The sequence below is a fragment of the Psittacicella hinzii genome, assembly GCF_003585935.1.
In the GTDB taxonomy this organism is placed as follows: domain Bacteria; phylum Pseudomonadota; class Gammaproteobacteria; order Enterobacterales; family Psittacicellaceae; genus Psittacicella; species Psittacicella hinzii.
On sequence record NZ_NRJG01000023.1, the window covers coordinates 43,335 to 64,223 of the forward strand.

Sequence of the window (20,889 nt, forward strand, 5' to 3'; positions counted from 1 at the left end):
AAAAGATAAAAACCAAACACTATTTATAACGCTCAACCTACAACTAAGTAGCTTAATATTAAAAATTGAGATAAAAAAACCGGAAAACTTTCCGGTGCTATTGAGATTGCTCTGCCAAAATGGCGTACTTTCTATTATATTATAACCTGTTAGTTATCTCGGAAAAAATGTAGCGATAACTCATGGAGTAATAAGGAGATCACTATAGCTAAGGATGCTTTTGGTGTACAGCTCAAGCTCATTGATAGCTAAAATTTATATATTTTTCTCGGACTATGGATTGTTGAGGGTGATTGTGTTATAATTTGTTCGCCATGTTGTTTCCTTATTGACTTTTTTATTGATTTATGATTATGCTTTACAGCATAAACGCAACATGGCTTTTTTCGTGCCTTAATTTTATGTTTGAAGTGCCCCTCTTTTTTTTTGGAGTGAAGTGCTACTCAGGGGTGTGCACTTTTTACATACTCCCTTTTACATGCCTCCCACTCCTTTTCTAAGATTATTTTGTTTTGTTTTTCTTAGTGTTGAGTAAAAGTAGTGATAAAAGGTTTATTAACTACTTGGCAATGGTTAGTCGTTTATGCTAAGATCTAGTTATAAGCAGTTCTTACTAATATTGGTAGAATTGTTGCGTAAAAAGATTTTATATATTTGATAAAACATTAAAAAGGAATTGATAATGTACTTCTTAGTTACCACTACCACCACTTATTGCGACTAGCTTTAGTGGTGTAAGAATTGATTATTTGATTGTTAAGATAAATCTAATTAGCTCATGTTCAATATTTGTTTCTGGCGATCTAAATATTAAGCAGAGCTGCTAAATGTTTTTAGAAGTGCATTTAGTTTTAGATTTAGGTATTAGACATAATAATCTTTCACTTTGGTTAGTCAAAGAACTGTAGTTTGGTGGCTAACTGGTACTTATCATTAAAAAGGAATACTGAAAGAGCCCCCAAGGGCTCTTTTTTTGTGCGTCAAATTCAGCTCTAAAATGAACGATATATTAGGAGGTTCATCACCCAATAGATAGCTCTGATTAATTCTGTAATTTATGAACCCTAAAGGCGCGTAATATCCACGTTTTCCTATAGTTAATCCTTTATAATAGAATTAAGTAGACTTAACTTCGAGTGTTATGTTTTATAGCATTACGTAAAGTTGAAGTTTACTCTCGGTTTTTGCAATTAATGTCGGTAATTAGCTTTACCACATCTGTTCTCGTTTTGTAGTTTGTAATTGTTTGTGATTACTTATAGTATCGCTATTACTTATGCAGTGAAGATTACTACTGAGTAGTTAGGATCTTAGATTTCCTTGCGAGTTTAGTTCGCAAAGTAGGTTTAAGATATTCTCTGTAATCATTTCATAAGGTTAGATACAGTTATTGTTAGTCCTTAAGTTTACATATTGTTCCGTTATAACCTTAGCGATTACGTCATAAAGTAGCTCAGTAATAACTTTTTGCAAAGTTGCTAGCAATAACTTTTTACTAAGTCATTAGAAGTAACTTTTTACTAATTAGCTAAGCAGCTAAGCAATTACTTCTTACTAAGTTGTTAAGTGATAACTTAGTCGTGAGTACTTAAGTAATAACCTCGCAATTACAAAGGTAAAACAGACATCCCTTTAATAGGACATAGATATGAAAGTTTTAAAATTTGGTGGCACTTCTGTAGCTAATGCTGCATGTTTTATGAATGTAGCAAAAATTGTGCGTCAAGCTTATGAAGAACAAGGCTGTGCCGTAGTATTGTCAGCACCTGCAAAAGTAACAAATTTATTACATGCTGCGATTGGGCAAGCGCAAGCTAATGGTACTTACCGTTCATCATTAGGGGCGGTTGAAGATATCGTTTACGCTATTGTTGACGGTTTAGCGCAAGCAGAAAACCGTGAAGGCTGGTTATTAGGTCTTTCTTCAATTCTTAATGAAGTAGAAGAGAGCTTAAAAGCTTTATGCATTAATAAACGTATTAGTGATAAAGAATTTGCGTACGTGGTATCGGCAGGTGAACGTTGTTCGATTTTTATTATGCAGCGTTACTTACAACAATTAGGTTTAGAAACAGATATTATTCTGCCATGGGAATTAATTGTTGCTAAAGACAACAATTATCTTGAAGCTGAAATTGATGTAATTGCCTCTAAAGAAAACTTTAAACGTTTAGAATTAGCGCGTAAAGTTATTCACTTAATGCCAGGCTTTACGGCTGGTAATACTGAACACGAAATTATGCTTCTTGGTCGTAATGGTTCAGATTACTCTGCTTCTTTGTTAGCCGCATGTATTGATGCTAGTGCTTGTGAGATTTGGACAGACGTGGATGGGGTATTTACTTGTGATCCAAATTTAGTAAGTGATGCCTTACTACTAAACGAACTTTCATATCAAGAAGCTATGGAATTAAGCTATTTTGGAGCAAAAGTTTTACACCCTAAAACTATGGCTCCAATTGCCCAATTTAAAATTCCATGCTTTATTAAAAATGTAAATAATCCGAGTGCGGTTGGTACAGTGATCGTTGACGCTAGTCAACTATCACCAAACCAACAACACATTAAAGGGATAACTGCTTTAAACAACATTGCCATGTTCAACGTGTCTGGTCCGGCAATGATTGGACAAGTAGGGATTGCGGCTAAGATCTTTAATAGTGTATCGCAAGCAGGGGTGTCATTAATTTTGATTACGCAATCATCTTCAGAATACTCGATTGGCTTCTGTTGTCGTGAACAAGATGCTGATAAGTGTAAAGCTGCTTTAGAGAAAACCTTTGCTACTGAAATAGCTCAAGGCTCATTAGATCCAATTGAAGTACAACGCGATTTAGCGATTGTCTCAGTAATTGGTGATAACATGAAAAACCTGAAAGGGATTGCTGCTAAATTCTTCTCGGCTTTAGCGCAAACAAATGTAAGTATTATTGCCATTGCCCAAGGTTCATCAGAGCGTGCAATTTCTACCGTAATTCGTGCTTCGCAAGTAACTGAATCGGTAAGAGCAACTCACCGCATGCTTTTTAATTCCAAGCAAATCATTCGTGCCTATATCATTGGTGTAGGTGGAGTGGGGAGTGAGTTAATTAATCAGATCTTACGCCAAAAAGAATACCTTGCTTCAAAGAATATTGAAATTAGTATTAATGGTATTGCTAATAGCCGTAAATGGTTACTTGACCCTAAAGGCTTAAACTTAGATGATAACTGGCGCAATAAACTCGAAGAAGAGGGGCAAGAGTATACGCTTTCAGATTTCATTCGTCGCGTAGAAATAGATCACGTAGTTAATCCTGTGTTTGTTGACTGCACTTCAAACCAAGGTATTGCCGATAGTTATGTACGTCTACTCGAAGCAGGCTTTAATATCGTAACGCCAAATAAAAAAGCTAATACTTCTTCATATGCTTACTACCAACAAATGCGTAACGTTGCCCAACGTGAACAACGTCGCTTAATGTATGAAACAAACGTTGGCGCAGGCTTACCAGTAATCGAAAACTTACAAAACCTAATCGCAGCTGGCGATGAAATCGAGAAGTTTAACGGCATTCTTTCTGGTTCATTAAGTTATATTTTTGGTGAACTAGAAACAGGTAAAACTTTATCCGAAGTTACCAAAATGGCACGTGATAAAGGATTTACAGAACCAGATCCACGTGATGACTTATCAGGACAAGACGTAGCGCGTAAACTGTTAATCCTAGCGCGCGAAGCTGGTTTACAATTAGAACTTAGCGACATTAAAGTTGAACCTGTTCTTCCAGATGGCTTTGCCCAAGGCTTAAATACTGAAGAATTTATGCGTGCTTTACCGCAATTAGACGCAGAGTTTAGTGCGCGCGTTGAAGCTTGTAAAGCTGCAGGTAAAGTAATGCGTTATGTGGGTGAAATCGACGGTAACGTATGTCGCGTACGTATTATGGAAGTTGGTACCGAACATCCACTCTTTAAAGTAAAAGGTGGGGAAAATGCTTTAGCCTTTTATACACGTTACTACAACCCAATTCCGCTTTTATTAAGAGGTTATGGTGCAGGTAATGATGTAACAGCCGCTGGTATTTTTTCAGACATCTTACGTACTTTACAAAGCTATGGTGGTGTACGTTAAGGATTGCTTATGAGTCAATATCAACAACCTCAACAACATCAATTAGCAATTTTTGCACCAGCAACTAGTGCAAATTTAAGTGTAGGTTTTGACTTACTGGGGCTAGCTTTATCCCCAGTAAGTGGACAACTTCTTGGCGACGTAGTAGCTGTGGATGCTTATCATGAGCAAGCTGGTTTAACTAATCTTGCTGCTCAAGGTGAACCAGCTTTAGCGTTCCAAGGTAAAGGCCTATTTATTCATAAACTAAGTCCTGATTTAAAAAAGAACTTAGTAATTAAAGCTTATGATCTGTTTAAACAAGCTCTAGAGCAACAAGGTAAAAGCGTAAAACCTTTAACTTTAACTCTGTATAAAGCCATGCCTGTAGGTTCTGGTTTAGGTTCATCATCGGCGTCAGTAGTTGCTACCTTAGTAGCACTAAACCAATACCACGACTATCCTCTTAGTCAGAATCAAATGCTTCTATTCATGGGTCAACTCGAAGGTTCGGTATCAGGTTCAGCGCACTATGATAATGTTGCTCCATCTTACTTAGGTGGTTTGCAACTTATGTTTCCAGCAAGCTATGCGCGTTATTCACAAGCAGAGCCTAGCCCTGTAAAAACTTTAGGCAACAGCGAACAACCACAATTAACCTTAAGCTTACCGTTAGATAATGCTTTTGGGGAACTGTATTTTGTACTAGCTTATCCAGGTACGGTAGTACGTACTGAAGATGCACGTAAAATCTTGCCTGATCATTACTCACGTGCGCAGATTATTCAACAAACAGCTCTCATGGGAAATTTTGTATCCGCGCTCTATAGTAATGATTTAGCTTTAGCTGTGGGCTGCTTACATGACGTAGTAGCAGAACCTTATCGTGAAACCTTATTACCAAACCACCAAGTATTACGCCAAGCTTTATATCAAGCTGGAGCTCTTGCTTGTGGGATTAGTGGTTCAGGTCCAACGTTTTATGCTCTAGCGTCAGATCAAGATACAGCTGAGCAATTAGTTACAACCTTTAAGCAAGTGTACTTACAAAATGAGCAAGGTTTTGTGCATATTTGTAAAGTAGATAAACGTGGAGCTCGTGCTTTAAGTATGGAAGAGTTAACAGCGTTTATTGCTACGCAACAGGATGCCCATGCTTAAGTCTAGCAAATGTTAAAGTCAAACTAATACTTAAGTTTAACCAACACTTAAGTCTAGGTAACTTTAATTAATGTTAGCTAACTTTTATTAACATCTAGTAATGTTTAAGTAGAGTAAAAGCTATTCTCTTTCTCTCTTAAGTAATGATTAAGTTTAGCTAATTTAATTATTATCTAGTCATGGTTAAGTCTAGCTAATGTAATTACCATTAATAACGTTTAAGTACCGTTGAAGCTAGTAACAAGTAAGTAATGTTTAAGTCTAGTTAATGCAAATAACAATATACTAATGCTTGTTAATTAGTCAGTATTACTCACTAATAAGTTTGCTAGTTAATGTTGCTAGTTACTAGTAATTACTAGTACTAACGATCAATACTTATTTGAATTCTCAATTTTCTCGCACACTGTAAATTTAGGTGCAAGTATGCAGTTATATAATATTAAACATCCAGAGCAAGTAGTTTCTTTTAAACAAGCTGTATTACAAGGTTTAGGTAAGGATCAAGGTTTATTCTTTCCGGCAACTATTCCAAGTTTTACGGAACAAGAAATCAACGAACTTCTTGCTTTACCTTTTGTAGAGCGTGCCGCTAAAATCTTAGGGGCATTTATTGGTGATGAATTTAGTCAAGAGGAAGTTAAAGAGCTAGCAACTAATGCTTTTAATTTCCCAGCACCAGTAGTACAAGTAAGCGATAATATTTGGACGCTTGAATTATTCCATGGTCCAACCTTAGCCTTTAAAGACTTTGGTGGACGTTTTATGAGTCAAGTATTACGTTTACTGGCTAAAGAAAAGAAAATCACTATTTTAACCGCAACTTCCGGTGATACTGGAGCAGCAGTAGCTCATGCTTTTTATAAAATTCCAAACATTGAAGTAGTAGTACTTTACCCTAAAGGTCGTATTTCTGAATTACAAGAAAAACTCTTCTGTACATTGGGGCAAAACATTAAAACTATTGCCATTGATGGGGACTTTGATGCTTGTCAGGCTTTAGTAAAACAAGCGTTTGATGATGCTGAATTACGTGAAGCTATTGGCTTAAACTCAGCCAACTCAATTAACATTAGTCGCCTTTTAGCGCAAATTACTTATTACTTTGAAGCTTATGCGCGTTTACCACGTGATAAACAAGTGGTAGTAAGTGTGCCATCAGGTAACTTTGGTAACTTAACTGCAGGTTTATTAGCTAAAGCTATGGGCTTGCCAGTTGCTAAGTTTATTGCCGCAACAAATGCTAATGATACAGTACCGCGTTACCTTGCTTCAGGTAATTGGGAGCCGCAACAAACAAGAGCAACTCTTTCGAATGCTATGGACGTTTCTCGTCCAAACAATTGGCCGCGTATTGAAGAGCTCTTTAAAGTTAAAGGTTGGGATTTGCACGCAGACTTATTCTCAGCTCCGGTATCAGATGCCACAACCGTACAAACGATTCTGGAATTAGATAAGTTAGGTTATGTATCAGAACCTCATGGAGCTGTGGGTTTCCGCGTCCTAGCTGATGCTTTACAACCTGGACAAGTTGGGGTATTCTTAGGTACTGCTCATCCTGCTAAGTTTAAAGCTGAGGTAGAAAAAGTACTAGGTAGAGATATTGGTTTACCAGAAGCTTTAGCTTATCACCAACAATTACCGTTATTAAGTGAGAACTTCCCTGCTGACTATGCACGTTTAAAAGAGTTCTTATTAACGAATACGGCAGCAGCGCAAGCCAATAAAGCTAAGTAATCGCTAAGTTAGTTAAAGCTAATTAGTTTACGAATAAGTTACAATAGTGAGTTTGCTAATTAGCCAAAGCAAATAAATTATTAGCTTGTACTTAGCGTTAAGAAAATAAAAATCATAAATAAAAACAAGTAAACGCCGTTGTTAGCAACGGCGTTTCTTGTACGTTTTAAGGATATGGTATGAGTCAAAAATGGTTTGGGGTATTAACCATTTTTCCTGAAATGTTTAAAGCCATTAGCGAATGGGGTATTACCAAGCAAGCATTACAGGCTGGTCTATATGAATTAGAGACGTTCAATCTGCGGGATTACACGACAGATAAACATAAAACTGTTGATGAACGTCCGTTCGGTGGTGGACCTGGCATGCTAATGAAAATTGAGCCTTTAGAAAAAGCCCTATTGCATGCAAAACAAATTGCCGCTACAAAAGGCTTACCGGTAAAAACAATCTTCCTTTCCCCTCAAGGTAAAGTATTTAATCATCAAGCAAGTGTAGAATTAGCGCAACCTGATTGTAATTATATTTTTATCTGTGGACGTTACGAAGGAGTTGATCAGCGTTTTATTGACTTGCATGCTGATCAAGAATGGTCATTAGGGGATTTTGTGCTTACCGGTGGTGAGCTAGGAGCGATGATGATGATTGATGCTATTATTCGTCATATCCCAGAAGCCCTACATACTAAAGAATCAGCAGAGCAAGATAGTTTTGCTACCGGTTTATTAGATTGCCCGCATTATACACGTCCTGAAGTTTATCAAGGGATTCCTGTACCGGAAGTTCTATTATCAGGGCATCATAAAAATATAGAACTTTGGAGACAAGAACAAGCTCTAGTTCGTACTTTAGAGCGTCGTCCGGAACTAATTGCTAAACTTGAAGTGGAAAATGCTTTATCAAAGAGTCAAATCAGCATTCTTGCCAAACTTAGGGGACAGCCAGATCCTTTTGCTAAAAAGCCTCGTCGTAAGAAAGGTACAAGTGCTTCTCTAGAAAATAAAGAATAAGACAACTAGTGTTAAGTTATATTTACTCAACGCAAGGCAAATCTCAATATATGAGGTGTAAGTGTTTGCTTGCGGTAAATAATATAACAAACGGTATAGCAAACTGTATTACAAACGCTATAAATTTGTATAGCTTTATCTCTTGATATAAAACCAAAAAGCTCTTGATAAATAGCAAGCTATCTTATTAGTAGTTTTGCTTAAATATTAGGTACAACATTTATACTTACGCACTCAGAGCTTAGATGGTGCAGGTTATTACCAGAAAGTGCGGTAAATCAACAAATTTCACGCTTGCTATGTGATTTTTATCTTTGCATTTTCGTACTCGAGTTAAGAGTAAAATGTTAGTTTTGCTATAAAAATGAAAAGTTATTTCTAGTTAACTACTAACGATAGTTAGCAAGAAATAACTTTTTTCTTGCCAATAATATGAAATATGTGGATCTATCTATGAGTTTGTTTGGCTAAAATTCGCCAATTTAAAGCCTAGTACTCCCTAAATAACTCAAATGTAAGCGGTACTAATGTAAGTATTAATGCAACCAATGGTTCGTTTACTGCGAACAACACTAACTTATGTGCTACAGCTCAAGATGGTAGTGTAAACATCGCTGCTAAAGACAATGTAACCTTAAATGGTACAAATGTAACTGCAGGTAAAGATGGTACATCTAACATTACTGCTGGTAACGTAAGCTTAGAAAACGTAAACGTAACTGGTGTTGATGTTGTAGTTAATGCAACTAATGGTTCATTAAGTGCAACTAACACGAATTTAACTGCTACTGATGGTAATGCAACTGTAGCTGCTACAGAGAACTTAACTCTAAACGGTACTAACGTTTCAGCAGCAAACGGTACAGCAAACGTAACTGGTGGCAACGTATCTTTAGATAACGTAAACATTTCAGCGGAAGAAGCTGTAGTTAACGCTACTAAAGGTAACTTAACAGCGAACAACACAAACATTACTGCGACTGATGGTAATGCATCTGTAGCTGCAGCTGGTAACGCTACCTTAAATGGTACAAACGTATCAGCGGCAAACGGTACAGCTAACGTAACTGGTGGTAATGTATCTCTAGATAACGTAAATGTATCTGGTCAAGATGCTGTAGTTAATGCAACTAATGGTTCATTAACAGCTAACAACACTAACGTAACTGCAACTGACGGTGATGCAACTGTAGCTGCGAAAGAGAACTTAACTCGAAACGGCACAAATGTATCAGCGGCAAACGGTACAGCTAATGTAACAGGTAGTAACGTAACTCTTGATAACGTAAACGTATCAGGTCAAGAATCTGTTGTTAACGCTACTAATGGTTCTGTAAATGCTAATAACACTAATATTACAGCAACTAACGGTAACGCTACAGTAACTGCGACTGATGATGTAAACTTAAACGGTACGAATGTAACTGGTACTGAGAACACATCAATCAAAGGTAGCAACGTTACTTTAGATAACACTAACGTAACTGGTAAAGAAGCTGATGTTAACGCTACTAATGGTGCTGTAAATGGTTCGAACTCGAACATTACTGATACTAACGGTAACGCAACTGTTTCTGCGACTGATGATGTTAACTTAAACGGTACAAATATAACTGGTACAGAAAACACTTCAATTGCAGGTGCGAATGTAACTCTAGACAACGCGAACATTACTGGTGCTACTGCAAGTGTAAACGGTATTGGTACAATGACTGTTTCTAGTTCGAACATTACTGCTAACAATGGTAACGTAACTGTAGCAGCTACTGGCAACTTAACAATGACGGTAGTAACTTAACTTCAGTACCTAATGCAACTATTGCCTTAAATGCGGCTAATATCGTTGCGGAAAACTCTAACTTATCAGCGGTGAATATTGTAGGTAATGCAACTGATGGTGGTATGAGATTCACAGGTACTAAATTATCAAGCGATAACTTAGACCTTGACACTACAACCAACACCATTATCTTCGATGGCTCTGTAGCTGAAGCTACGAATATTACAGTAAGAGATAAGTACTTCCCACAAATCGTGAATAGTACTTACGGTGAAACTTACCCTAATAATCCAAATATCAATGTGACGGAGAAATCTTATATCCAAGATGTCTTAGATTCTTCAAGTTCATCTAACTATACAAACTCAGAACAATCATTAGATGCTTCATGTACTGAAGGAATTATCAATACTGAATTCTTCGGTTACGAAACAACTAACGACGTTGAGCGTTCAAATGCTTTAGCTTCTGGTACGGTATCAGTTGATGATAAAGGTGAAGTAACCGTAATTAAAGATGCAGAAGAAGCGCAACAAGCTGCTGAAGATGCGAAAGATAACTACACAAGTAGTACTCTAAGCGTAGTAAGCACTACAAGCGAGTCTAACTCTTTAGCTACATGTATTGACTCAGTACAACCATTACTGAATAAATATCGTGTATCGAAGAAAGACCAAACTTCTATATCTCCGCAACAAATCATTGCGAAATACGGTATGAACTCTGCTGACGCGCGTCAATTCACGCAAAGCTGTCAACAAGGTTCTCCATCTTCAAAAGTTAAACTACAATCTGCAACTACTAAAAACTAGTAGCAGAAAGAAGAAATAAGATGAGGTAATTAAGATCACTTAGCACATAGATATAAAGCATTCATTCACAACTAACTTGTATAAGTGAATCGTGAGTTTTCTCGTATAGAAATATAGTTTTAGCCCAAGGGTCGATTGATCCTTGGGCTCATTTTTGTGCCAAAAAAATCCCCTTTAGTCTGAGCGCTAAAGGGGATTTTACGTTTAAGATCTTATTTTAAGGATTTTGCTTTTACTCTTAATGAGATTACGAGTAAGATTTGTGCAAAATTTGCATAAGATCTAAGTGAGATCTGGGTTAGATCTGAGCAAGATTTGCGTAAGAGCTAATTTGGCTTAAGCTTTCCTAAGATTGGTAAACAATAGCTTCGGCTACGCGTTGAGCAGTAGCTTTATCGGTAACTACTTCAACTAATTTTAAGCCAAAATCAAAAGCTGCACCACATGCACGTCCTAAGAGGATTTTCTCCTCATCTAAGTATACAGCATTAGTAGCTTTAAACTCTACTTGGTGCGCTGTAAAGTGTTCTTGCATTGCTGGGTAACAAGTTCCTTGTTTACCAGTAAGAAGATCTAAGCGCGCTAGCACAGTCGGAGCCATACAAATAGCTGCGAGAACCTTGTTTTTGTCTTGAGCAAAGAACTTGATAGTTTCCGCTTGAGCAAAATACTTACTTTCATCTAAGCCTCCACCTGGTAAGAATAAAGCGTCAAACTCTTGCACTTGTACTTGCTTGGGCATTTTATCAGCTTGCACTGTAACTTGTTGGTGTGAAGTTACACTTAAAGTTTGATCTAAAGAAATAGTAGTAACTTCAATGCCTGCACGACGCATTAAATCGATTGGCGCTAAAGCTTCAACTGTTTCAAAATTTGCGGTTAAGAAGACTGCAACTTTTTTCACCATGTTCTTCTCCTTGGTTATGTACATGTAAAAATGGTCTCTGATTATAACCGAGTTTTATCTTACCTGAAATAAAATATGAGCACGTTGTGTAGTTTGAGTTATGTGCGCTAATATTTAGTAATCACTTGAAAACTCGTTTGTTTCTAGAGAACCTGCTGCTTAAGTTGCTCTACATATTGTGCAATGCGTTTAGAGGAAATTGGAATGCGCGAACCTAAGGTTTGCGCAAAGAGACTTACTCGTAACTCTTGTAACATAAAGAATAATTCAGTTAATGGTGCTGGATCTTGATAGCTTGGCCAGTTAGCTTTTAACTGTTGGTAAACTTCTTCCCACTCATTAACTTCTTCTTGCCGTTTTTGGTCTAGAGCAGGGTTTTGTCCCATCCGTTCTAAACGATAGAGCGTAGCTTCTAAGTATCTTGGAACTTGGCTTAATTGACTAACGCTATGTTCGGCTACAAAGTCAGGGCGCGTCAGCGCTGCAACTTGTTGCTTCATATCATTGGTCGCAAAAACCAGTTCCAGATCTTTTTGTTTTTTCAGAGCTTTGTGCACTTGATTAGCTAGTACTAAGATTTGCTCAACTAATTGTGCTACTTTATAGGTCGCGTCATTAATATTAGCCCGCATTTTATCAAGCATAAACTGATAATAATGCTGATTCCAAATCATAGTTTGCGGGTTGATATTATCCTCTTGTCTTTGCACTTTAGCTCTATTAGCTTCTTGCCCTTGAGCATAAGCCTGCGCTTGCGCTTGGTACTCTTGCATAATGTCATCAGCGGCAGCTAGAATACATTCAGCAATAATTTGACTTACATTCCCACTAAAGTACATAGCTAACTTCGCACGGTTTGGTAGTTTTTCTTGTAAGTACTTAATTGGGTTATGACTATTAAGTAAAAGTAAGTCACGCATCCCCACATGCATTACTCGTGCTTGTTCATCCGCAGTAGCTAAGTTCTGAATAATTACCCCAGCTGCAATATGATTTTGCGCAAGGTCTGCATTACCTAGTTCTTGTTGCAGGTTTTGCAGACGTGGAGCGAGGAGTTTTTGTTTATCGTTTGGTAAGCTAAGAATTGGCATTAATGCTGGGTAGCTATCTAAGAGCACGCCACCTTTTTTCACTTGTTGCATTTTGCCAAACTCACTAAAGTTAAAATCAGTATAGATTTTCGCTTTAGCTAAATCTTGCTTACTTTTTTGATTAACTAACTCTTGACTCGTGCGTGCGTAATCTTGTTGCAGTTGTAACAGATCATTGCTTTCTGCCATTACTTGCCCTTCAAGATCTAGTAATTTAAAGTGCACGGTTAGGTGTGCTGGTAAATTAGCGGCAGCTTCTTGCCATGCATTAGCTTCGATTAAACTACCGTTAATTTGTTTAAATGTATGGGCTAATACTTGGTAGAAACTTAACACCTTACCTTTATCCATAAGCACACTTTCAATGCGTTGACAGAACACACGAGCATAATCCGGAGCAGGGATTAATTGTTTACGTAGATTTTTAGGTAAATTACGAATTAAGGTTTCTACTAACTCTTGACGATAATTAGCAATATGCCATTGATAGAGGCGATAGTCTAGAGCTTGGAGATATTGAATCGGAACAAGCACATTAACTCCATCCCATGGAGACTCAGGCTCAAATAAATAGTTGAGTTTGAGTTGATAATTACCATCGGAAATATACTCTGGGAAACTAGTTAAGGTTTGTTCTTTATCAAGTAAGTGTTCGTAATCTATATCTAAGTAATGCGGTTCTTGACGTGATTTTTCTTCCCACCATTGCGCAAAACTTACATTATCACGTACGTGTGCTGGAATACGCTGACTATACCAAGTAGCTAAGTCTTCTTCACTAATTACAATACCGCGTTTACGTTGTTGCTCTTCTATTTTTAAAGCTTGCGCTAGTACGGTATTGTTGTGAATATAGAACTCATATTCTTGATCCCAATGCTGTTCAACTAAAGCTTGACGAATAAAGATCTCGCGCGATACTGCAGGATCAATTTTGCCATAACTCACTAACCGTTTGTCCACAATGGTTAAACCAAATAAGTTTGCACTCATATAGGCACACACTTCTCCACGCTTAGCCGACCAATGAGGTTGTTGATAAGCGTATTTAAGTAAGTGACGCGCATATGGTTCTACCCATTGTGGTTCAATTACAGCTCCGCGCATAGCGTAGGTATTATTTAAGTGAATTAATTCACTTACCATTACCCAATGCTGACGTTGTTTATAAAGAGCTGAGGTATTAAAGAATTTAAATACCCGTCCGCGCGCTCCTTTATATTGCATCTTATCACTCGAATCAATTTGCGCAATATGATCTAGTAGACCTGGGATCATAGCTTTATGGATTTCTGGATAAGTAGCAGGTAATTGATTAAAGCGGAGCTTGAGTTGCATTGCAATTTGTTTAAGTTGCTGATATAAATCTTGCCACTCACGTACGCGTAAGTAGTTCAGATAACGTTTCTTACATAATTTACGGAATTGAGTATTTGAAAGTTTTTCTTGGAATAAGTAATTCCATAAATTTAATAAGGTGGAGAAATCTGAGTTCTTGTCACGATACTCAGCATGCATTTGCTGCGCTTGCGCTGCCTTACCTTGTGGTGTTTCACGGACATCAACAATGGTCATGCCCGCAGCAAGGATTAGCATTTCTTGTAATGAACCGAGATTACTTGCTTCAAGGATCATACGTCCTAAGCGCGGGTCAACTGGTAAATCTGCTAGTTGACGTCCGATTTTAGTAATAGCATAGCCTTGCGGTGTTACTTTAATTGCTTGTAACTGTTCAAGTAGTTTTAACCCATTACGGATATATGAATTATCAGGAGCATCTAAGAATGGGAAGTCTGCAATGTTAGGTAAATTGAGACTGAGCATTTTTAAGATTACTGCTGAAAGATTGGTACGTTTAATTTCCGGATCAGTAAACTCTGGACGATTGGCAAAGTCTTCTTCACTATATAAACGAATACAAATGCCTGGACTAGTACGACCACAACGACCTTTACGTTGGTTTGCCGAAGCTTGAGAGATCGGTTCGATTGGTAGACCTTGAACTTGCGTTTTATAGTTGTAACGTGAAATACGTGCTGTACCAGCATCGATTACGTATTTAATGCCTGGTACGGTTAAAGAAGTTTCAGCGATGTTAGTAGCAAGGATAATTCGTAAGTTGCCGTCAGGTTTAAAGATTAGTTGTTGTTCCGCCGAACTTAAACGTGAGTATAACGGCAGAATGCGTAATTGTGGATAACGGTGGTTTACGTGTGTATAGTGATGAGTTAGCTCATTAGCTACATCACGGATTTCGCGTTCACCTGATAAGAAGACAAGGATATCCCCATGTCCTTCTTGGAATAATTCTTCAGTAGCTGCAATAACCCCTTGATATAAATCTAAGGCACTATCTTCATCATCAGCATAGCGACGATATGCCGCAAAAGCCGCAGCGTCTTTATATGAATTACCGTAACGTTGCATTGCACGTTGACGTCGCGCCTCCGGACTTTTATCTGCAGCAAGATCATAGCTTTCTGCTTGGAAGTCTTGCTGAGCAATACGTTGTATGTCTTGTGCAGTTAATAAGTGATAGTTGCTAGCTTTGCTTGCTTGTTCAGCTGAAAGATGCGCACGAGCTTGTGAATTTGTACTAGCAAATTCTTCACCTACAAATTTTTCATCTGCAACTTCTGTACTTGCAAACTTCTCACCAGTAATTTCTGAAGCAACAAGATTCTTAGCAACTAATTCAGTATCACCTAACTCTTTACCAACAACATTATTAGTTTGTTCCGAGCTTGCAACACTTGTGGTATTTTCTGCGCTTGCTGTTGATTGTGAGCTAGAGCTTTGTCCTGCTAAACGCGCTTGACGACGAGCGAGATAGCAGCTTGCTGCCGAACTTGCTTGCGCAAACTGTTCTTGGTTAGCTTGTAAAGCGGTATCACTTGCTAGAGTTGTTAAACTAGGAGCCGCTGTAGTTGTTTGGTTAGTGCCTTGTGCTTGCACTTGTTCCTGTACTTGTTCTTTGGTAAACGAACTATTAGCGTTATGCACTACAGCATTTGCTTGGGTAGTGGCACTTTGAGTTTGAGCTGTAGGGACTAAGCGACTAATACGACGTGGAGCAGCGTACATGCCATTTTCATCAGCATAAGGATTAACCGTACTTAAACCAAAGGTCTCATCGGCGCGTAGGTTTTGATGCTTACGTACAGGTTGAGAGTTTTGTTGGTTGTGTAGGTTTTGCTGATGTTGTTGTTTTTGTGGATGTTGGCTCTGATAATGCTGCGATGCAAAATCACTTTCTCTACCTATAGTAGATTCAGTTTCGGCTGCAACAAAAGTCTCATGATCATGAGAACTGCCTTTGAACACTACTTGCTCGTTTGCTTTGTTAGTGTGTCTATCCTTATCAGCGTGTTCAACCTGATTAGCTTGTCCGAAACTATCAGTATGATCTTTTGCTTTTTGACTTTGAGGATTTGCATTACTTGCAAACGTACGTGCAAAAGCCGCACCTAGTGATGGTTGTAACTCTCCATAACTATGACGTGCATCTTGGGCATAGAGTTCTGCTACTTGTTCTTCGTCCATCGCTGAAGTATCAGAGACAAAGTGCTCTAAGTTTAATGGGCGATAACGTACTTCTACTGGGAAAGTACGACCTGCAACTTCGACCACTGGACAATGATTAAAGTGTTGTGAGAAACGTCTAACATCTATTGTTGCCGAAGTAATAATTACTTTTAAGTCTGGACGTTGCGGAAGAATTAGTTTTAAGTAACCAAGAATAAAGTCATTGTTTAAAGAACGTTCGTGTGCTTCGTCAATAATTAAACATGAATATTGGCTTAAGAGTGGATCATGTTGCATTTCTGCTAATAAGATCCCATCCGTCATGAGTTTAATGTGCGTATTAGCTGATACTTGTTCATTAAAACGGACTTTATAACCAACAAGATTACCTAGTTCGGTTTTGAGCTCACTAGCAATACGATTAGCAACTGATGAAGCTGCAATTCGTCGTGGTTGGGTATGTCCAATATAACCCTTTTGGCTATAACCTAATTGTAAACAGAGTTTAGGGATTTGTGTAGTTTTACCTGAACCAGTATCCCCAGCTACCACTACTACTTGATTATGTTGTAATAGTTTACGAATTAAATCAATTTGCTCAGTAACAGGGAGATCTGGAGTGTAGTTAATAGTCGTAGGCACTACCGCTTGACGTTGGGCATAAGCATCTAAAGCTGCTAAGGTACGTGTTGCTAAATCCAGCACTACATTCGCTAAAGCGCGTTTAGCGATTTTAAGTTCGACTAGACGATCAGCAGCTTGTTTACATTGTAGTAATACTGGATTTGTATGCTCCGCTATCCCTTGTAATTTAGCTGCTTGATAGCTTGCTAAAAGACTATCAAGTGTTGGAATTTGTAATGCTTGTAAGAACTCATCAACTACAAGAGTACTTAATTGTTCTTGACTTTGCGTTAAAGGTTTAATGGTTGCTTTAAGGAGGCTTTGTTCTTGGAGTAGAGTAAGGTTAGCTTGTCCCAAGAACTTAGCAATAGCTTGTTTAATTAACTCTTGTTCAACAGTAAAACGTACTTTCTCTGGTTTAGCAGAGGTTTTAGTAGCTTTATTTTTAGCTTGAGTGTTAGATTCTGATGGTTGTTTAGTAGTATTTACACCAGCAAGAGCTTGCGCTACAACCTGTTGCGCTGCCGCGCGCTGCTGCTCTTGCTGTTGTTTAACTTGTGCTTGGCGCTGTGCTGCTAGTTTGTCTAATTGACGTAAAACCGCACTTTCTTCTTCCTCTCCTTCCCAGCTAATGTTCTCTGGTACACGCGTAGCGCGAGTTGAACTTGCTCCACGTGGTGCAGAGAGACCGCCGCTACGTACTGAGGTAGTGTTGCTATTCGTTAGAGCATTATCACCTTGCGACTTAGAGCTAGAAGCTTGGTTGCTAGTACTTTGTGCTGCTTCTTGTACTTCCTGCGCTGCGGCTTGTTGTGCAGCTTGTTGCTGCTTCACAATCGCTCCTAACTGTTCAGCAAAAGCTGTATTTTTAAAGCGTGGAGAAGCTTTAGCTAGAGCTTGATTAATCTCGTGCGTCGGAGCTGTAGCTTGGCTAGCTTTAGCTTGTGACTTGTGACTATACGAGCTATCTACAGGTTTGTTGCTTGTTTTCTCAGCTGCGTTATTAGTGCTCGCACTAGTTATAGAACTTGAACTCGTTGAATTGAGGCTAGAGGCAGATACATTGCTACTATTAGCGGCATTACCACTATTTTTCTTTGCTCCATATGTATAACCACCAAAACCACTTTTACGTAAAGGTTCGCTGCGTTCTTTTTCTGCTTGTGATAAATCTTGACGTAAAGCTTCTAAAGCTGACAGATCATTGCCTAAAGCTTGGGCTTTACGGTTTTTATTTTTACTGCTCGCTAGGGAAGTATTACTCTGGTTGGGTTTTGAATTTGGTTGTTTTGGATCTGAGGTGCTAGCTGATGCTGCTTGGTGATTAGTATTTACTTGCTGGTTTGCACTCATAGGTGCATTGCTAGCACTGGTATTATTTGCGCTTGAGGGAGCAAAGAATTTTTGTTTTTTCTTTGGCTGACTCGTAGGAGTAGGTTCTGGAGCAGAATCGCTGACTAAGCTCTTAAGCTTAGCTTTAAGATCTGCATCTACAGTTAGTTTATTACTAACTTTATTTTTACTAGCGAGGTTAGCGAGCGTTTTTTGCCAATCTTGCGGCATAGAAGTTGCTCCTTGGTTTTAGTAAAAAAGAGCCCTAGTAATCTTTGGTGTTATGTTACATAAAGATCGCTAGGGCTAGGTTTATATTGCTATGTTGATATTAGTAATTTAACTTGCTTGTAATACTTTTAATACTTGAAGTAATTACACCATAGATAGTTAAATAAAATAAATTAGCGGCGACGACGTCCCCCACCAACAATGGCTTTTTTGGTAGCAGAGATTTCTGTACTATCAGGAGAAGTCTGCTCTTGGCTCTGGTTAGCTCCAAGTGTACTACTTTTTGCTTTTGCCTTGGTTGTACCAGTCGTTTCTGCAGCTTGTGGAGTTTGCTCTGCTTGTTCTGCTTGATCTTTTACAGGGAACAGTGGTGTACCACGACGACGCGTTGGGGTTTTAGGGGTTAAGCCTCGGGCTTGCGCTTGCGCATCTTCTTGAGCTGCGATTTCTTTTTCTAGTTGACGTAGAGTTTGTAAAGCAGCTTCTTTACGTGCTTGGTTTAAAGCATTACGACGTGCAACTTCGATCGAGGTTTCTTCTAACTTACCAGTTGGTAAAACCGTAAAGCCAAGATCTTCTGCTTCAGCAAAGAGATCTTCATGGTCAGCTGCGTAAGAGCGAGCAATCATACTATTTAAGTAAGAGTTAGCAACCGCCGTACGTGGAGTTTTATTGTATTTTTGGTTGTAATCCATTTGCAGTTGACGACGTTCTACAGTTTGGTCGATTGCATCTTGGATTTGTTGCGTCATTTTACTGCGGTTTTGCATGTAAATTAACACTTTACCACGCGTATTACGAGCCGCACGACCGATAACCTGAATTAAAGAAGTTGTATCGTTGAGGAAGCCGCCCACATCGGCGTAGACAATTAATACTTTTTCTACGCGTGGGATATCTAGACCTTCACGAATTAAGTTCACCCCAATAATTACATCTAAAGGTTCGAGTTCTTTATCAGCTGCTTGTAAACGTTCAACTAGTTCGCGACGTTCTGTTGCTGGAGTATCAGCAAGCATTACTTTCGCTCTATAACCTAAGTCTTGCAGCATTCTCTCGTAGTTTTGTGCAATGTGACGATCTGGACAACGTAAAAGCACTGCTCCGCCGTTTTTGCGGGTGTCGTTAATTTGTGCGATTACGTGTTGGGTGTAAGTTTCTTCGATTTCATCAACGTACACTACTTCGATTTCTGGATCTAATAAGTAAGTTGGACGAATAAATAGACGTGCTACATGTCCTTGAGAGAATTCTAATTCTTCTGGACGTGGAGTTGCCGAAACATATACGGTCTGAAACCCAAACTCACGTACTTCATGTTCTTTTAAAGGACGGTTAATTACACAAGATGGTAAACGAATACCATTTGAAATTAAGTCTTTTTTACGACTAAAGTCAGCTGAAGCTGCTCCGCGGATTTGTCCAAGCGCTAAGTGCGACTCATCAATAAACATTACGGTATCTTTATGCAGATACGACAATAAGGTTGATGGACGCATGTTCTCATAATCGTCTGGAGTATATTTGCGATGCATGTTCTGACGATTGAAGTACCACGCATAGTTTTCAATCCCGTTACAGTAACCGTCTGTTTTTAACTCATTAATATCATCTTCGAGACGTTGCACTAAGAGTTCGTAGAGTTCTGGACGTAAGACATTGCGTTGTTGTTTAGCTTCTTCGTGCATTTTTTCCGCAATGATGTTCATTTCTTCGGCATTGTAATAGTCTTGAGTATAACGAGTTGCCGGATAGATGTGTCCAGTTTCGAGGCGGTTTTGTGTTTCGAGGATTTTTCCCGTTTTTATATCACGAGTTTTAAAGTCAATGCGCTCTAAATAGTGTTCTGCGTCAAAACGTAATTCCCAGATTTTTAGGCAATCTTCATAAGCATTCGAACAGATGTACATCTTATTCTCACTCATGCGGTAAAGTCCACGTGCAAGACGCTCTGAAGTAATGCGATAGCCTGCATGCTCTAACTTAGGAATAATCTCTTCCATAGAAAGAGGTTCTTTAATGCTTAAGTCAATTGTTGACTTTTTATACATATCTGGGGCACCTGTCCCAAACAGACATGAAGAACTCGTAACAATAATTACATCACGACGACCTGAAGATAATGCCGTAGTTGCATCTAGCACCATTTGCTCTAGGATCTCATTAGTAATCGATTGTTTAGTATGAAACTCACCATACTTCACAAACTCTGGACGATAAAGATCGAAGGTTGAAACGAAGTAGTGCACTTCGTTATGAGGGAAGAAAGTTTTTAACTCTTCGTAGAGTTGATAAGCAAGGATTTTATTTGGACTATAAATAATTGATGGACGATTTACACGATTAATAATATTTGCCATGGTAAAGGTTTTACCTGAACCTGTTACCCCGTGGATCGTCATATCTCTTACACCGTCATTTAACCAAGAAGCTACTTCACTAATAGCATTTACTTGGTCACCGGCTGGATCATAGTTTGAAACTAAATTAAATAAATTTTCGCTCATTTTAAAAAGATTCCGTAAAGAAGAGCATGCAAGTAAGCTTTAGTTACTCAAGTCTACCAGCTGGTAAAGCTTATTACAT

Annotated in this window: 10 protein-coding genes and 1 pseudogene; 5 read left to right on the plus strand and 6 right to left on the minus strand. The window is 38.4% G+C overall.

Annotation, left to right across the window (positions count from 1 at the left end):
- Positions 1-1,648 precede the first annotated feature (1,648 nt).
- The 4 genes from thrA to trmD all read left to right on the plus strand — a co-directional run bounded on the left by thrA (position 1,649) and on the right by trmD (position 8,001).
- Positions 1,649-4,114: a bifunctional aspartate kinase/homoserine dehydrogenase I gene (gene thrA, locus CKF58_RS01455; protein ID WP_119530216.1), complete on the plus strand. Its 2,466-nt coding sequence runs from the start codon at positions 1,649-1,651 to the stop codon at positions 4,112-4,114.
- Between the two features lie 9 nt (positions 4,115-4,123).
- Positions 4,124-5,254 carry a homoserine kinase gene (gene thrB, locus CKF58_RS01460; RefSeq protein ID WP_119530217.1) on the plus strand — a complete coding sequence of 377 codons (1,131 nt, stop codon included), beginning with the start codon at positions 4,124-4,126 and terminating at the stop codon, positions 5,252-5,254.
- A gap of 426 nt (positions 5,255-5,680) precedes the next feature.
- Positions 5,681-6,991: a threonine synthase gene (gene thrC, locus CKF58_RS01465; protein ID WP_119530218.1), complete on the plus strand. Its 1,311-nt coding sequence runs from the start codon at positions 5,681-5,683 to the stop codon at positions 6,989-6,991.
- 179 nt (positions 6,992-7,170) lie between these two features.
- Positions 7,171-8,001: a tRNA (guanosine(37)-N1)-methyltransferase TrmD gene (gene trmD / locus CKF58_RS01470; RefSeq protein ID WP_119530219.1), complete on the plus strand. Its 831-nt coding sequence runs from the start codon at positions 7,171-7,173 to the stop codon at positions 7,999-8,001.
- A gap of 591 nt (positions 8,002-8,592) precedes the next feature.
- Here the strand turns inward: trmD and CKF58_RS01475 are convergent.
- Positions 8,593-8,967, minus strand: a complete 375-nt coding sequence (locus tag CKF58_RS01475; RefSeq protein WP_222987650.1) for a hypothetical protein — start codon at positions 8,965-8,967, stop codon at positions 8,593-8,595.
- Between the two features lie 333 nt (positions 8,968-9,300).
- Positions 9,301-9,672, minus strand: a complete 372-nt coding sequence (locus CKF58_RS01480) for a hypothetical protein (protein WP_147397185.1) — start codon at positions 9,670-9,672, stop codon at positions 9,301-9,303.
- Between the two features lie 198 nt (positions 9,673-9,870).
- Here CKF58_RS01480 and CKF58_RS01485 point away from each other — a divergent pair, with 198 nt between their 5' ends.
- Positions 9,871-10,593, plus strand: coding sequence for a hypothetical protein (locus tag CKF58_RS01485; RefSeq protein WP_119530222.1), 723 nt, complete (start codon positions 9,871-9,873; stop codon positions 10,591-10,593).
- 346 nt (positions 10,594-10,939) lie between these two features.
- Here the strand turns inward: CKF58_RS01485 and CKF58_RS01490 are convergent, their stop codons facing one another.
- The 4 genes and pseudogenes from CKF58_RS01490 to CKF58_RS01500 all read right to left on the minus strand — a co-directional run bounded on the left by CKF58_RS01490 (position 10,940) and on the right by CKF58_RS01500 (position 20,810).
- Complete coding sequence (locus CKF58_RS01490) at positions 10,940-11,500, minus strand: DJ-1/PfpI family protein (protein WP_222987651.1); 561 nt, start codon at positions 11,498-11,500, stop codon at positions 10,940-10,942.
- Between the two features lie 143 nt (positions 11,501-11,643).
- A complete protein-coding gene (gene hrpA, locus CKF58_RS08535; RefSeq protein ID WP_342767820.1) occupies positions 11,644-16,134 on the minus strand; it encodes an ATP-dependent RNA helicase HrpA in 4,491 nt (1,496 codons plus the stop codon).
- Positions 16,135-16,167: 33 nt separating this feature from the next.
- A pseudogene (locus CKF58_RS08540) lies at positions 16,168-16,971 on the minus strand (DEAD/DEAH box helicase); the annotation flags it as partial.
- Positions 16,972-18,476: 1,505 nt separating this feature from the next.
- On the minus strand, positions 18,477-20,810 hold the full coding sequence (locus tag CKF58_RS01500) for a helicase-related protein (RefSeq protein WP_119530225.1): 2,334 nt from the start codon (positions 20,808-20,810) through the stop codon (positions 18,477-18,479).
- Between the last annotated feature and the right edge of the window lie 79 nt (positions 20,811-20,889).